The 13,600-nt window shown below is 63.2% G+C and carries 17 protein-coding genes; 4 read left to right on the top strand and 13 right to left on the bottom strand.

The window, feature by feature from the left end:
• Nucleotides 1–92: 92 nt before the first annotated feature.
• From Q8O80_RS09230 to purC, 10 genes are all read right to left on the bottom strand, one after another.
• A complete protein-coding gene (locus tag Q8O80_RS09230; protein WP_305579170.1) occupies nt 93–719 on the bottom strand; it encodes an HAD family hydrolase in 627 nt (208 codons plus the stop codon).
• Nucleotides 716–1,030, bottom strand: coding sequence for a DUF6665 family protein (locus Q8O80_RS09225; RefSeq protein ID WP_305579169.1), 315 nt, complete (start codon nt 1,028–1,030; stop codon nt 716–718). Before Q8O80_RS09225 ends, Q8O80_RS09230 begins: the two co-directional genes overlap by 4 nt.
• A 15-nt stretch (nt 1,031–1,045) precedes the next feature.
• Nucleotides 1,046–1,279, bottom strand: coding sequence for a BolA family transcriptional regulator (locus tag Q8O80_RS09220; RefSeq protein WP_305579168.1), 234 nt, complete (start codon nt 1,277–1,279; stop codon nt 1,046–1,048).
• A 95-nt stretch (nt 1,280–1,374) separates the two neighbouring features.
• Entirely contained in the window at nt 1,375–1,968 is a 594-nt protein-coding gene (locus Q8O80_RS09215; RefSeq protein ID WP_305579167.1) for a hypothetical protein, read from the bottom strand.
• A gap of 80 nt (nt 1,969–2,048) precedes the next feature.
• Complete coding sequence (gene purL, locus Q8O80_RS09210; protein WP_305579166.1) at nt 2,049–4,283, bottom strand: phosphoribosylformylglycinamidine synthase subunit PurL; 2,235 nt, start codon at nt 4,281–4,283, stop codon at nt 2,049–2,051.
• Nucleotides 4,283–4,891: a DJ-1/PfpI family protein gene (locus Q8O80_RS09205; RefSeq protein ID WP_305579165.1), complete on the bottom strand. Its 609-nt coding sequence runs from the start codon at nt 4,889–4,891 to the stop codon at nt 4,283–4,285. The genes purL and Q8O80_RS09205 overlap by 1 nt, the downstream gene beginning before the upstream one ends.
• Nucleotides 4,892–4,965: 74 nt before the next feature.
• Nucleotides 4,966–5,634 (bottom strand): phosphoribosylformylglycinamidine synthase subunit PurQ, encoded by a 669-nt coding sequence (gene purQ, locus Q8O80_RS09200; protein WP_305579164.1) that lies wholly within the window; start codon nt 5,632–5,634, stop codon nt 4,966–4,968.
• A 114-nt stretch (nt 5,635–5,748) separates the two neighbouring features.
• Nucleotides 5,749–6,822, bottom strand: a complete 1,074-nt coding sequence (locus Q8O80_RS09195) for an acyltransferase family protein (protein WP_305579163.1) — start codon at nt 6,820–6,822, stop codon at nt 5,749–5,751.
• A 371-nt stretch (nt 6,823–7,193) separates the two neighbouring features.
• Nucleotides 7,194–7,436 carry a phosphoribosylformylglycinamidine synthase subunit PurS gene (purS, locus tag Q8O80_RS09190; protein WP_305579162.1) on the bottom strand — a complete coding sequence of 81 codons (243 nt, stop codon included), beginning with the start codon at nt 7,434–7,436 and terminating at the stop codon, nt 7,194–7,196.
• 15 nt (nt 7,437–7,451) lie between these two features.
• Nucleotides 7,452–8,216 (bottom strand): phosphoribosylaminoimidazolesuccinocarboxamide synthase, encoded by a 765-nt coding sequence (purC, locus tag Q8O80_RS09185; RefSeq protein ID WP_305579161.1) that lies wholly within the window; start codon nt 8,214–8,216, stop codon nt 7,452–7,454.
• A gap of 229 nt (nt 8,217–8,445) precedes the next feature.
• Between purC and Q8O80_RS09180 the strand changes: the two genes are divergently transcribed.
• Entirely contained in the window at nt 8,446–8,769 is a 324-nt protein-coding gene (locus Q8O80_RS09180; protein WP_305579160.1) for a DUF1476 domain-containing protein, read from the top strand.
• A gap of 143 nt (nt 8,770–8,912) precedes the next feature.
• The gene (locus Q8O80_RS09175) at nt 8,913–9,512 is read left to right on the top strand and encodes a DoxX family protein (protein WP_305579159.1); all 600 of its coding nucleotides are present in this window, start codon (nt 8,913–8,915) and stop codon (nt 9,510–9,512) included.
• 198 nt (nt 9,513–9,710) lie between these two features.
• Here Q8O80_RS09175 and Q8O80_RS09170 read toward each other — a convergent pair whose 3' ends face one another.
• The 3 genes from Q8O80_RS09170 to rpe are packed head-to-tail and all read right to left on the bottom strand — an operon-like array spanning nt 9,711 to nt 12,323.
• Nucleotides 9,711–10,259 carry an alpha/beta hydrolase gene (locus tag Q8O80_RS09170; protein ID WP_305579158.1) on the bottom strand — a complete coding sequence of 183 codons (549 nt, stop codon included), beginning with the start codon at nt 10,257–10,259 and terminating at the stop codon, nt 9,711–9,713.
• A gap of 6 nt (nt 10,260–10,265) precedes the next feature.
• On the bottom strand, nt 10,266–11,612 hold the full coding sequence (gene purB / locus Q8O80_RS09165) for an adenylosuccinate lyase (protein WP_305579157.1): 1,347 nt from the start codon (nt 11,610–11,612) through the stop codon (nt 10,266–10,268).
• A gap of 30 nt (nt 11,613–11,642) precedes the next feature.
• A complete protein-coding gene (rpe, locus tag Q8O80_RS09160; RefSeq protein ID WP_305579156.1) occupies nt 11,643–12,323 on the bottom strand; it encodes a ribulose-phosphate 3-epimerase in 681 nt (226 codons plus the stop codon).
• Between the two features lie 225 nt (nt 12,324–12,548).
• Between rpe and Q8O80_RS09155 the strand changes: the two genes are divergently transcribed.
• Nucleotides 12,549–12,734 carry a hypothetical protein gene (locus Q8O80_RS09155; protein ID WP_305579155.1) on the top strand — a complete coding sequence of 62 codons (186 nt, stop codon included), beginning with the start codon at nt 12,549–12,551 and terminating at the stop codon, nt 12,732–12,734.
• Nucleotides 12,735–12,852: 118 nt separating this feature from the next.
• A complete protein-coding gene (locus Q8O80_RS09150) occupies nt 12,853–13,587 on the top strand; it encodes a cytochrome c biogenesis CcdA family protein (RefSeq protein ID WP_371136152.1) in 735 nt (244 codons plus the stop codon).
• The last annotated feature ends 13 nt before the right edge of the window (nt 13,588–13,600 follow it).

Below are 13,600 nucleotides of genomic sequence, written 5' to 3'. Positions count from 1 at the left end.
AAATAGGAGCTTGGCGTGGCGCTGTCGAGGGGGCCATCGGCAATCGCCGATCAAGTCGGGGTGCGTCACAAAAGCGCCATGACGCGGACTGGCTAGAGCCGCGCGGCAATCCAGGGGTGGGTGGTGACATCCTCAACGGTGGTGAACAGCACGGCCTCCCAGCCGGCGCGACGGGCGCCGTCGATGACTTTGGGGGTGTCATCGAAGAATAGCGGTGGTTCAGTTTGCGGGCCGATGCGGTGTTCGATAAAATCGAAAAAGCCCGGCTCCGGTTTTCGGACGCCAGCGCGGGCGGAATAGAAGATGTCCTCGAAGAGTTCGCCCAGTCCCAGCGTCTGCCAAAGCCAGAGCGCCCGCATGTGGTCCTGGTTGGTGGCAATGAATAGCCTGAGGTCATCGCGTGCCTTGAGCTGGCGGACGATGTCGAGCAGCGGCTGGTTCAGATCGCTGTCATGGCTGAGCCAATAGTTGACGAAGGCCATGGGCGAGCCTCCATAGCCCAAGGAGGGCAGGCGGCGATCGAGAGCCTCAACCAGCGACATCTCGCCGACGATGACCTTCTTGATGAAGATGTCGAAGATAAATTCATTGCGGAACCGCTCGCGATCGATGCCGAGGTCTTGCAGGAGTTGGGCGTCCCAGTGTCGCTGCAGTTCCGGGCGGGCGTGATACCCGTGCACCAGCACGCCATCGACGTCGAAGAATACGGCGCGGGTCATGGGCGGGTTTCCATTGCGCCAAGGCCGGCAAGTACTTGGGGTGGAATGCTCAGGCTCTGAATCACGTCCGTATGACGACGGAAGCCGATCAGTTCACGCTGCACGAAATAGGCCCAGACGGCGCTGCGGGCCTGCTGCAGGGCCTGCAAATCGCCCGGCGCGCTGGTCAGCGCCGCAATGGCGGCGATGACCTTGTGTTCGGCGGCGCCGAGTGAGGACGCGCGTTCGGCCATGATTTCATGGTCGAGGGCAGTGGTCCCAGCCTCGGGTTTGACCATGCGGACCAGATCGAGCGAGTCGCGCAGTGACACCGGGCCGGCCTAACGCTAGTCCGGTACGTTGGTCTGCAGCGCCAGGGCGTGCAGGGCGCCGCCCATGTCACCCTGCAGGGCATCGTAGACGAGCTTGTGCTGCTGCACGCGGGACTTGCCGCGGAAGGATTCGGAAACCACCGTGGCGGCCCAGTGATCGCCATCGCCGGCCAGATCGCGGATTTCAACCTTGGCATCGGGAATGGCCGCCTTGATCCGGCGTTCGATTTCGCTGCCATCCATCGCCATGACACAACTCCTTGGGTAAACCACGGTCGAGTGACCGATTCAGCGCAGGATAGGCCACGGCAGGGGCGGCAGCAATACAACGGGCAGCAAAGGCGCTATTGTGCCGCGGCTGGTTCGGGCGAGGGCGGCACGGCAACGCAGCATTCGGCGTCGGCGCTGGTGGAGAAATTGGCAATGATGAAATTGACAATCGGGCGGGCCTGTTCGGCCTGCGTCGTGTCGAACAGGCAATCGAGCGTATAACCGAGCCCGTTGGCCACAGTTTCGGTGTGCACGATGGTCAGCGGCATGCCCATGGGCGAGTCGGTGCTGGTGCCCTCATAGATCAGCGCCGGATCACTCTGGTAGGCAGTGGTGCCGGTGGTGCCCAGCACGAAACCGGGGAAGGTGGCGCGCCAGCCCGCTTCCAGTTCAGCCACATCCAGCGAGGCCAGGGCCCCCTCGGGCGTCCAGTCGGTCTGCTCCACGGTCACGTAACTCATGGTGCACTGCAGGGGCGCATCGGCATGATTGATGGTCAGCGGCTTGTCGACGCCGCCGGAGGCCTGCATCGTGGCGGGATAAATCAGGGTGTAGGACTGATCGGGCAGCACCGAATGCGTCACGCTGATGTCCTGCGCGACGGCGGCATGGGTGCCCAGCGCCATGATCAGGGCGGTCACGCAGACAGTAGCCGGTCGAATGTTCATTGAGCTCTCCAAAAGAAACGACGCCGCCCTTGAGGGTTCAAAACACCCCAAAGAGCGGCGATCATAAGGCAGTCCGTCGATTAGGCTGCGGCGCCTGCCATAAAGCCGGGAAACCATCCCTCATGGGCGGCCTTGAGGTCGGCGACTGGCACGGGGCGGGCGGCGCCCAGCGTCAGCGCCGTGCCGCCGGTGGTGCCGATCCAGGGGCAGAAAACGCCCAGTTGCCGGGCCTGGTCCCAGAGCGCCAGCATGGCATCGCCCTGCGGGTCGAGGTTGACGGTGACCAGATAGCGGCCCTGATCCTCGCCAAAATACTGCAGGACGGGATCCTGGCCCTCCAGATCAACAATCTGTGCGCCGATGCCCGAAGCCACGGCCATTTCGGCCAGGGCGACGCCCAGGCCGCCATCGGACAGGTCGTGACAGGCAGTGACGACGCCGGAGCGGATCAGCTGGCGCACGAAATCGCCGGTGCGGCGCTCATGGGCAAGATCAACCGGTGGCGCCGAGCCATCGCGGCGATCGAACAAATCGCGCAGATAGATGGACTGGCCGAGATGGGTGCCGCGCTTGTCGGGCGATCCGACCAGCAGGATGGCCTGGTTTTCAGCGGCAAAGGCGATAGAGGCCATGCCGGTCCAGTCGGGCAGCAGGCCGACGCCACCAATGGTGGGGGTGGGCAGGATGCCCTGGCCGTTGGTCTCGTTGTAGAGGCTGACATTGCCCGAGACGATGGGGAAATCGAGCGCCAGGCAGGCCTCGCCAATGCCCTTGATGGCATGAACCAGCTGGCTCATGATTTCGGGGCGTTCGGGATTGCCGAAATTGAGATTGTCGGTGGCGGCCAGCGGCTCGGCGCCGGTCGCGGTCAGATTGCGCCAGGCTTCGGCGACGGCCTGCTTGCCGCCCTCATAGGGATCGGCCTGGCAATAGCGCGGGGTGACGTCCGAGGTGAAGGCCAGCCCCTTGGTGGGGTGACCATCGACGCGGATGACGCCGGCATCGCCGCCGGGACGCTGCACGGAATTGCCCTGGATCATGGTGTCGTACTGCTCATAGATCCAGCGGCGCGAGGCGCACTGGTGGCCACCGACCAGCTTGAGCAAGGCGTCGGCCACATCCATCTGCGGCACGTCGCTGGCCGCCAGCGCGGGGGCGGGGGCAGCCGGGGTCCAAGGACGGTCATATTCGGGGGCCTGGTCGCCCAGATCCTTGATCGGCAGATTGGCAACTTCATCGCCCTGCCACAGCACGCGGAAGCGCAAATCGTCGGTGGTCTTGCCGACGGTGGCAAAATCGAGTTCCCATTTGACAAAGACCGCGCGGGCCACGGCTTCCCTGTCGGGATGCAGGACCATGAGCATGCGCTCCTGGGATTCCGAGAGCATCATCTCATAGGCGGTCATGTTGGTTTCGCGCACCGGCACCATGTCGAGGTCCAGTTCGACGCCGAGATTGCCCTTGGCACCCATTTCGACGGCCGAGCAGGTCAGCCCGGCAGCGCCCATGTCCTGAATGGCGATGACGGCGCCGGTGGCCATCAGCTCAAGGCACGCCTCGAGCAGGCGCTTTTCGGTGAAGGGGTCGCCAACCTGGACGGTGGGGCGCTTTTCCTCGATGTCGTCGCCGAATTCGGCCGAGGCCATGGTAGCGCCACCGACGCCGTCGCGGCCGGTCTTGGCGCCGAGATAGACCACCGGCACGCCAACGCCCTTAGCTTCGGACAGGAAGATACTGTCGGTATCGGCCAGGCCCGCCGCAAAGGCATTGACCAGAATATTGCCGTTATAGCTGGCGTCGAATTCGACTTCGCCGCCCACGGTGGGCACACCAAAGGCATTGGCATAACCACCAATGCCCGCCACGACGCCGGAAACCAGGTGCTGGGTCTTTTCATGATCGACGGCGCCAAAGCGCAGCGCGTTCATCGCGGCGACCGGGCGCGCGCCCATGGTGAAGACGTCGCGCAGAATGCCGCCCATGCCGGTACCGGCGCCCTGATAGGGCTCGATGAAGCTCGGATGGTTGTGCGATTCCATCTTGAAGATCACGGCCTGGCCGTCGCCGATATCTACGACGCCGGCGTTTTCACCCGGGCCCTGAATGACCCGGGGGCCGGTGGTCGGCAGGGTCTTCAGCCACTTCTTGGAGGATTTATAGGAGCAGTGCTCGTTCCACATCGCCGAGAAGATGCCCAGCTCGGTATAGGTTGGCGTGCGCCCGATCAGATCGAGAATCTTCTGGTACTCGTCGGGCTTGAGGCCATGGTCGGCAACGAGTTCAGGGGTAATCACGATGTCATTGGGGATGGTCATCAGGCTGGGTTTCCGTAGGGCGGCTCTGGAAAATATTCCATGTGGGTCTGGGTGGAGCGGGCCATGTCTTCGCCGAACAGATGCCCCACCAGCCACAGGGTCATGTCGATGCCGGCGGAGACACCGGCGCTGGTGACGATATTGCCGTCATGCACGAAGCGCTGGTCGAGAATATAGGTGTGCGGCGCATGGGCGCGCAGAAAGTCCAGCGCGCTGCGATTGGTGGTGGCCTGGCGCCCTTCGAGGAAGCCGGCGCGGGCCAGCAGCGCGGACCCGGTGCACACCGAGGTCTGCCATTTGGCCTGCGCCAGATAACTGCGCAATTCGGCGTTGAAGACATCGTCCTGGGCCAGCTGGCGGGTGCCCTTGCCGCCGGGAACCAGTACGACATCGGCCCGGGGCTTGTCGGCAAAGGCATGGTCGGCGGTGATCTTGAGGCCCTTGGCGCAGGTGATCGCCGTATCGGGCCAGCCAACAGTGAACACATCGAGTGGTGCACCGAGCTGTTTGGCCATGGAAAACACTTCCCAGGGACCGACAAAATCCAGCTCTTCAACGCCATCAAAAACCAGAATGGCAATGCTCGCGTGAGCGGCGGTTTCAGGCATGGTGGTCCCTCCAGAAAAGGGGCAGGGGGAAGATGGCGTGCAGCATACCCGACAGAGGGCGGGTGCGCTGCATCTCAGGCGGCCTGGCCGAGCAGGCCAGTAAACAGAGCCCGGCCATCAGTGCCGCCATGAGCGGCCTCAATGAGGTTTTCGGGGTGTGGCATCAGGCCGAGCACGTTCTTGCGCGCGTTGAGGATGCCGGCAATGTCGTGCAGCGAACCATTGGGATTGGTACCTTCGGCGTAGCGGAAGGCCACCAGGTCTTCACCCTCGAGGCGCTTGAGCGTCTCGGCGTCGGCAAAATAATTGCCGTCATGATGGGCCACGGGGCAGCGAATAATCTGGCCCTTTGTGTAGCCACGGGTGAAGTCGGTGTCGGCATTGGTGACCTCGAGCTTGACCTCGCGGCAGACGAATTTGAGCGAGGTGTTGCGCATCAGCGCACCGGGCAGCAGACCGGCTTCGATCAGGATCTGGAAGCCATTGCAGACGCCCAGCACCTTGGTGCCCTGCTCGGCGCGGGCGCGGACTTGATCCATGATCGGCGAGCGGGCGGCGATGGCGCCACAGCGCAGATAATCGCCATAGGAAAAGCCGCCGGGGATGACGATCAGGTCGACATCGGGCAGCTCGGTATCCTGGTGCCAGACTATGGCCGGGGCAGTGCCCGATACCTTGGTCAACGCCGCGATCATGTCGCGGTCACGATTGAGTCCAGGGAAGACGATGACAGCGGCTTTCATCGGCTATTCCTCGCTATGTCAGGAGTTGCGAGGCTCTTTTGGTGAGTCTTGGCGGAAAAGGCAAGGGCCGTGATGGGATATCGCGGCCCGAGCCTTGCCAGCGCCACGGCGCCGCTACTCGGCCGGGTTGGCCTGTACCTGCTCGCGCCGTCGTGCGGTGCCGGGCAGGTGGGCCCAGGCAGGACGCTCGAACAGAAACCTGCCGAAGCCGGTACGCTGCGCCAGCCAGAGCAGCACGAGCGGGGAAATGATCGCCACGGCCATGGTCAGGAAGGTCAAAAGCGTGGGTTCGACAAGGCCGAGCTTGATCAGCAGGGTGCGGGCAATGCCCATGGGCAGCACGAAGGCGACATAGACGATCAGGGACTGGCTACCCATCCAGCGCAGCCAATCCATCATGGGCAGGCGGGTGAGCAGGGCGGCGATCATGCAGAGGGCGGCGGTGCCGAGCAGCGCCAAGATCAGATGCACGCCGGGCAGACCGGCCAGGCCCATGACCGGGTGGACAGGATCAATAGCAAAGCCGGGGGAGAACACCAGGGCAGTGTGAAGAATCAGCCAGATTGCCAGGCCGACCAGGGTCAGCGCGATATTGCTGGTGGCCCAGTCGGTGAGGCGGAACAGCTGGGGCGCGAGCACGAAGCCGGCGTAAAAGAACACAAAATAGGCGGCGAACTGGTCAATGGCGTAGCTGCCGGTGTGGATCGCGGCCATTTGCAGAATGGCGCCGACGGCGAAGACGGCCCAGACCGGGGCGCGCAGGCTGTGCAGCAGCTTGGTGGCGGCGCTGACCACGGCCAGCATGTAGATGAACCACAGCACGCCATAGGGCTGGATCACGGCCCAGGCGAGTTGCTCGACGGCACCCAGCGGATCGGTGGCCAGCAGGCCAACCTTGAAGACGATGTGGATGAGCGCCCACAGGGCATAGAAATAGAGGTAGTGGACCACCCGGCGGTCGGCAAAGGCGCGCCAGGGGCGGTCGATCACCTGCGCCAGGAACAGGCCTGAGATCAGGAAGAATTCGGGCATGCGGAACGGGGTGGCAAAGGCGATTGCCCAGTGGAAGGCGCCGACGCGACCGGTGTCCTCGCCAACACTGGCGGCGGCATACATCATCACCACCAGAATGATGGACAGGCCCTTGGCCATGTCCACCCAGTCAAGACGCTTGTTATCGGCTGTCATTGTCCACACTCCGCTTATGCCGGGCATATTAGCGGGAGGAGCAACGCCAGCGGGTAAACAGCGGCCAGCAGGCGCAAGATAGCTATTTGACTGGTAAGCAGTTTGCTAACGCCTGCGCGCATCAAGCCGATGCCGGGACGCGATCAGTGCCGCTGCGGCATGCCAGGGCACGCGCGCGTTTGTGGCCTGGTGCGCGCCGCGATGCGGCCAGCGGTTGGAATGGCGGGGAGCTGTTAGACCGGCACCGAGGCGTAGGCGGCGAAGAGGAGGCCGAGGGTGGCGAAGAACATGACCGAGAGGGCGACAGATTTGAGCATAGCAAAGGGTCCGGCGCCGTAGAGTGGCGCACTACTAGTTATCGCCGTCAGGCGTTAATTTGAGATTTCGATCGCGTAGTTTTCGATCACCGTGTTGGCCAGCAGCTTGTCACACATGCTGGTGATCTGAGAACGTGCGGCCTCCACATCGGTTCCCTCCAAAACAAGATCAAAGACCTTGCCCTGGCGGACCGAGGCGACACCGGGAAAGCCCAGAGTCTTGAGCGAGCCTTCGATGGCCTGCCCCTGCGGATCGAGGACGCCGGCCTTGAGTGTAACGGTTACACGGGCTTTCATGGGGTCTGCTCCGGACTATTGAACGAGACGCGGACCAGTGGTCAGCGCGTTTTCGGTTTCAACCAGAATGCCAAGGCGCTGGGCGACGTCGCGGTAGCTTTCGATCAGACCGCCCAGGTTTTCGCGGAAGCGGTCCTTGTCCATCTTGGCGCGGGTCTTGACGTCCCACAGCCGGCAGCTATCGGGGCTGATCTCGTCAGCCAGCACGATACGCATCAGGTCGCCTTCATAGAGGCGGCCGCATTCGATCTTGAAATCGACCAGCTGGATGCCGACGCCCATGAACAGGCCGGTGAGGAAGTCGTTGACCCGGATGGCCAGGCTCATGATGTCGTCGAGTTCAGCCGGGGTGGCCCAGCCAAAGGCGGTGATGTGCTCTTCGCTGACCATGGGGTCATGCAGCGCATCGTCCTTGTAGCAGAATTCGATGATCGAGCGGGGCAGCTGGGTGCCGGGCTCAAGGCCGAGGCGCTTGACCAGCGAGCCGGCGGCAAAATTGCGCACGATGATCTCAAGCGGAATGATCTCCACTTCCTTGATCAGCTGTTCGCGCATGTTCATGCGGCGAATGAAGTGCGTGGGAATGCCCAGGCCGTTCAGCTTGGTGAAGATGAACTCCGAGATTCGGTTGTTCAGCACGCCCTTGCCGTCGATGATTTCATGGCGGGCGCCATCACCAGCGGTGGTGTCGTCCTTGAAATACTGAACCAGAGTGCCGGGCTCAGGACCTTCGAACAAGATCTTGGCCTTGCCCTCGTAGATTTTGCGACGACGGTTCATTGCGAATCCGGACCATTGGGGAGAGAGGAGGATTTGGCCGCTTCATGTGCCAGAACCCGGCTAAAAAGCAAGCTCTATTGCATTGGCGCGGGTGATGGCAACCCGCGCTGGCCCCGCCTGAGCATGTGGTCGCAGCGCTGGAGGAGGCGTTGATTTGGCCGGATGAACCGCCTATGTCGATGGATGAGCGCCCGGCAGGGCGAAGCTATCAAAGCGAGCGGAGAGTGGCATGAAGCAGTTTGAGGATCGGGCGAAGGGGCAGGAAGCCAAGTTTGCCTTCGACGCTGAAACCAAGTTCAAGGCTGAGGCGCGGCGCAACAAGCTGCTCGGCATCTGGGCTGCCGAACTGCTGGGCCATACCGGGGAGGCAGCGACCGCCTATGCGGCCGAAGTGGTGGCAGCCGACTTCGAGGAAGCCGGCGACGAGGATGTGTTCCGCAAGGTGGCGGGCGATATCAAGGCCAAGGGGCTGGCCATTGGCGAGGACGTGATTCGCGCCAAGATGCTGCAGCTGACGCAGACCGCCAATGAGCAGGTCGCCGCAGAAGGCTGAGCGTTCAGCCAAAACGAAATCTGGAGGAGCCGGTCACGTGACCGGCTCTTTTTTTGTTGGAAGTTTCGCGCTAGTTTTTGATCTGGCACAAAGTTGTGCCGCCGCGGCTGACTATATTCTGGGGTATTGGGAGAACACATACCATGACTGATAGCGTCAAAAGTCGGGCAGGCGATCCCCTATACTCATCGCAACAGCGGCTGATTTTTCCGTTTCTTGAGAACTTCTATGAGGGCTTTGCCAAGCCCTTCGCCTGGGTGGCCCTGCGGCTCGCCGTCGGCCTGGTCCTGGCCTATGAAGGCTGGGTGAAGATGGGCAATCCCATGGCCATGGCCGGGTTTGTGGAAAGCCTGAATTTCTATCCGGGCTGGTTCTGGTCGCCCGTGCTGGGCCTGGTCAATCTGGTGGGCGGTCTCTGCATCGCCTTCGGTCTGCTGACGCGGCCCATGGCACTGGCCAATACCGTGATGTTGGCCGTTACCCTGTGGTTTCACTACACCCACCCCTATGGTCCGACATTTCTGACCGAGGCGGGCATTGAACTGCTCAAATCGCCCGACGCCGCGCAGTATTTCACGGCAGACGCCTTGCGCCGGCTGGCCGATGGTGGTGGCGCATTCCTGACACAGGTGCAGGGCAAGGCCAATTTCGCCTCGCTGTACTGGACCGGGGCGACGGCACTGTTTGCGGCTTATGGCGGCGGGGCATGGTCGATCGACCGCAAGCTGGGCAAAGAGTTCTAGCCGTAGCGCCAGGATGGATTTTGCTGGGGAGCCGGTCGCAAGATCGGCTCCCTCTTTTTCGAGGGTGCACCGTCACTTTCTCGCCGGGCGCGAGGCCGGGCCTGGACGGTGAGCGGCAGGACATGGCGGCTGCCAGCACCAGGCTGCGGGCGAGCAGGTTGACGGTGGCAAGCTGGCGGCGATCCAGAAGTGGCCAGACTAGAGCCGCTGCATCAGCCGGGTGAACATCAGCAGGCCCTCCGGCCAGGGGCCGTGGCCCGAGTCCAGGTTGATGTGGCCGGCTTCGCCGGCCTGATGAAAATCGGAGCCCCAGCAATTGGCAAATTCCACGGCCCGTTCCAGCGATACATAAGGGTCGTTGCTGGAGGCAACGAGCATGGACGGAAACGGGAATGGATCGCGCGGGATCGGGCGGAAGCCATGCACCTCTTCGGGGGCAGCGGGGCTCAGTTCGACGTCGGTGGGGGCAACGAGAAACGCGCCGCTCACATTGTCGGGCAGGCGGGTGGCGGCATGCGCCACAGCCGTGACCGACAGCGAGTGGGCAATCAGCACGACTGGGCGCGTGGTCAGGCGACAGGCCTGATCAATGGTGGCGACCCAGTCATCGAGGTCGGGTTCATCCCAATCGGCCTGTTCCACAATGGCCGCGGTGCGCATGCGCTCGGCCCAGCGCACTTGCCAATGGCCGGGGCCGGAATTGCCGAGACCGGGCAGGATCAGGATGTCGCACTCGGCCAGTTTCATGGGCGATCAGTCCTTGCTGCTGGCTTGGCCGAAGACCCGGGCAAAGATCGTGTCGACATGCTTGAGGTGATAGGCGTCATCGAACATGGCGTCGATTTGTGCATCGCTCAGAGTCACTTCGGGGTCGTTCTTGAGGTTGGCTGCGAACTGGCCGGCGCGGTCGCCCTGCATGGCCCAGACCTTCATGGCATTGCGCTGCACGGCCGCATAGCTGTCTTCGCGGCTATAGCCGGCCTGGGTGAGGGCCAGCAGCATACGCTGGGAATTATGCAACCCGCCCAGCAGGTCGAGGTTTTTCCGCATGTTTTCTGGATAGACCACCAGCTTGTCGATGACGCCGGTGAGGCGGGCCAGCGCAAAGTCGAGGGTGACGGTGGCGTCAGGGCCGATCATGCGTTCGACCGAGGAGTGCGAGATATCGCGCTCGTGCCAGAGCGCCACGTTTTCCAGCGCCGGGGTGACCATGCCGCGCACGAGGCGGGCGAGGCCGGTGAGGTTTTCGGTCAGCACCGGGTTACGCTTGTGCGGCATGGCTGAAGAGCCCTTCTGGCCGGGAGAGAAGAACTCCTCGGCTTCGAGCACTTCGGTGCGCTGCAAATGGCGGATTTCGACGGCAACGCGCTCAATGGAGCTGGCGACGACGCCCAGCGTGGCGAAGAACATGGCGTGGCGGTCGCGCGGGATCACCTGGGTCGACACCGGCTCGATGGAAAGCCCGAGCTTTTCGGCGACATATTCTTCGACCTGCGGATCGATATTGGCAAAGCTGCCAATGGCGCCAGAGATGGCGCAGGTGGCGATTTCGGCGCGGGCGGCGACAAGGCGGGCGCGGTTGCGGCTGAACTCGGCATAGGCTTCGGCCAGCTTGACGCCAAAGGTGGTCGGCTCGGCATGGATGCCGTGGCTGCGACCGATGGTGATGGTGTCCTTGTGCTCATAGGCGCGGCGCTTGAGGGCGGCGAGCAGGGCATCGCAATCGGCAATCAGCAGGTCGGCGGCGCGGGCCATCTGCACCGAGAGGGTGGTGTCGAGAATGTCCGAGGAGGTCATGCCCTGATGCACGAAGCGGGCGTCGGGGCCGACGATTTCGCTGAGGTGGGTCAGGAAGGCGATGACGTCGTGCTTGGTGGTGCGCTCGATCTCGTCGATGCGCGCGACGTCAAAGCCGTAATCGCCATGCTCGGCCTTGCGCGCATTCATCACGTCCCAGATGTTCTGGGCGCTCTCTTTGGGGACCACGCCCAGTTCGGCGAGCTTGGTGGTGGCGTGGGCCTCGATCTCGAACCAGATGGCAAAGCGCGTTTCGGCGGACCAGATGGACACCATTTCGGGGCGGGAATAGCGCGGGATCATGGGCTTAGGCTTTCGGGTTCAATAGTTGATTCAGGCGAGGCGGGTGGAGGCCGCAGTACGGATGGCGGCAATGCGGGGGGCATAGGTGGCTGCGTCATTGCCGCCATAAACCGAGGAGCCGGCGACAAAAACATTGGCGCCGGCTTCGGCCACGGCGCGGGCATTGTCGGGGGTGATGCCGCCATCGACTTCGAGATCGATGGCGCGGTCGCCGATCAGCGCGCGCGCCTGGCGCAGCTTGTTCAGCGATTCGGGAATGAAGCTCTGGCCGCCGAAGCCGGGATTGACCGACATGATCAGCAACAGGTCGATATCGCCGATCACATGCTCGAGGGCGGAGACGGGGGTGGCCGGATTGATGGCGACGCCGGCCTTCTTGCCCTCGGCCTTGATGGCCTGAATGGTGCGGTGCAGATGCGGGCCAGCTTCGACATGCACGGTGATGATATCGGCGCCGGCCCTGGCGAAGGCGGGGATATAGAGATCGACCGGGGCAATCATCAAATGCACGTCGAACGGCTTGCTGGTGATCTTGCGCACCGATGCCATGACCAGCGGGCCAAAGCTGATATTGGGCACGAAATGGCCATCCATCACATCGACATGGATGTAATCGGCGCCGGCCGCGTCAATCGCCGCGACTTCTTCGCCGAGCCGGCTGAAATCGGCCGAAAGGATGGACGGGGCGATGCGGATCGGTCGCGTGGTCATGGCAGCAATACCTCAGCCGGCAGGGATGAGGCTGGAATATAGCGGGCAGGGGGTTAGGGCAAGGGTGGAGGTGGCCGGGCAGCATTGCTTGTGCGGGGGCGGTTGCGGGCCCAGGCCTTCAACGATGGCGGGCCAGGGTCGCGGTGTAAACCATAAAACGGCATCGCAGCGGACTCCGGCGCGGGTCTGCGTTAAGGTTTCGTCAACCATATCTGGGAGGGCGTGATGCGAGTTCCGTCGATTGGTCTGCCGCTTGATGAGCGCCGCATAGTGCGCGAGGGCTATCGGCTCGCCGAGCGGATGCTGCGCGATTACGTCGATCCGCCGGGGCCGTTCGCGGTGATCGGCGCGACGCTGGCAAACTGCCGCCAGATGCTGCGCGGATTTTACCAGGTGATCGCGCGCGGCTGAATCCGGCGGCATGGGCGCGCGTTCGGGCGGCCCGCTTCACGAAGGGGCGATGTGACATCGGGCGCATTGCATTGGCGGGCCGACGCGGTAGAACAACACCGCAAACGGGAGCGTCATCTTGGAATTTTCACTGCCATTGGTGTTCGGCGCCGGCGTGCTGAGCTTTCTGTCGCCATGCGTGCTGCCGCTGGTGCCGCCTTATCTCACCTATATGAGTGGCGCGAGCTTTGACCAGCTGCGCGATGAGGGTACCACTGCCGGGGCCCTGCAACGCCGGGTGGCGTTCACGTCGCTGTTCTTCATTTTCGGCTTTACCGTGGTGTTCGTCTTGCTGGGCGCCACAGCGACGGCCTTTGGCCAGGTGTTTCGGCAGGCCTTGCCGATCCTGACGCCGATTGCCGGCGTGTTGATCATCGCCATGGGCCTGCATTTCCTGGGCGTCTATCGCATCGGCCTGCTCGACCGGCAGATGCGGCACCAGGGGCCGGGGGTGGCCAGCGGGCCGCTGGGCGGCTTTCTGCTCGGCCTGGCCTTTGCCATTGGCTGGACGCCCTGCATCGGGCCGGTGCTGGCGGCAGTGCTGTCGGTAGCGGCGAGCAAGGGCACGGCCTGGGAAGGGGCCGGGTTGCTGGGCCTGTATTCGCTGGGGCTGGGCGTGCCGTTCTTTCTGGCCGGCATTGCGGTGGGGCCGTTCCTGGCATTCTTCCAGGGCTTCAAGCGCCATCTGCAGACGGTTGAGCGGGTGATGGGCGGCCTGCTGGTGCTCACCGGCGTGCTGTTCCTGACCGGCAATTTCAGCCGGCTATCCTACTGGTTTCTTGAGACCTTCCCGGCACTTGCCAATTTCGGCTGAGCGGTAATGGCCG

Origin of the sequence: Devosia sp., assembly GCF_030689745.1 — a bacterium.
GTDB lineage: Bacteria > Pseudomonadota > Alphaproteobacteria > Rhizobiales > Devosiaceae > Devosia > Devosia alba.
This window is presented reverse-complemented; position numbering and strand designations above follow the sequence as displayed.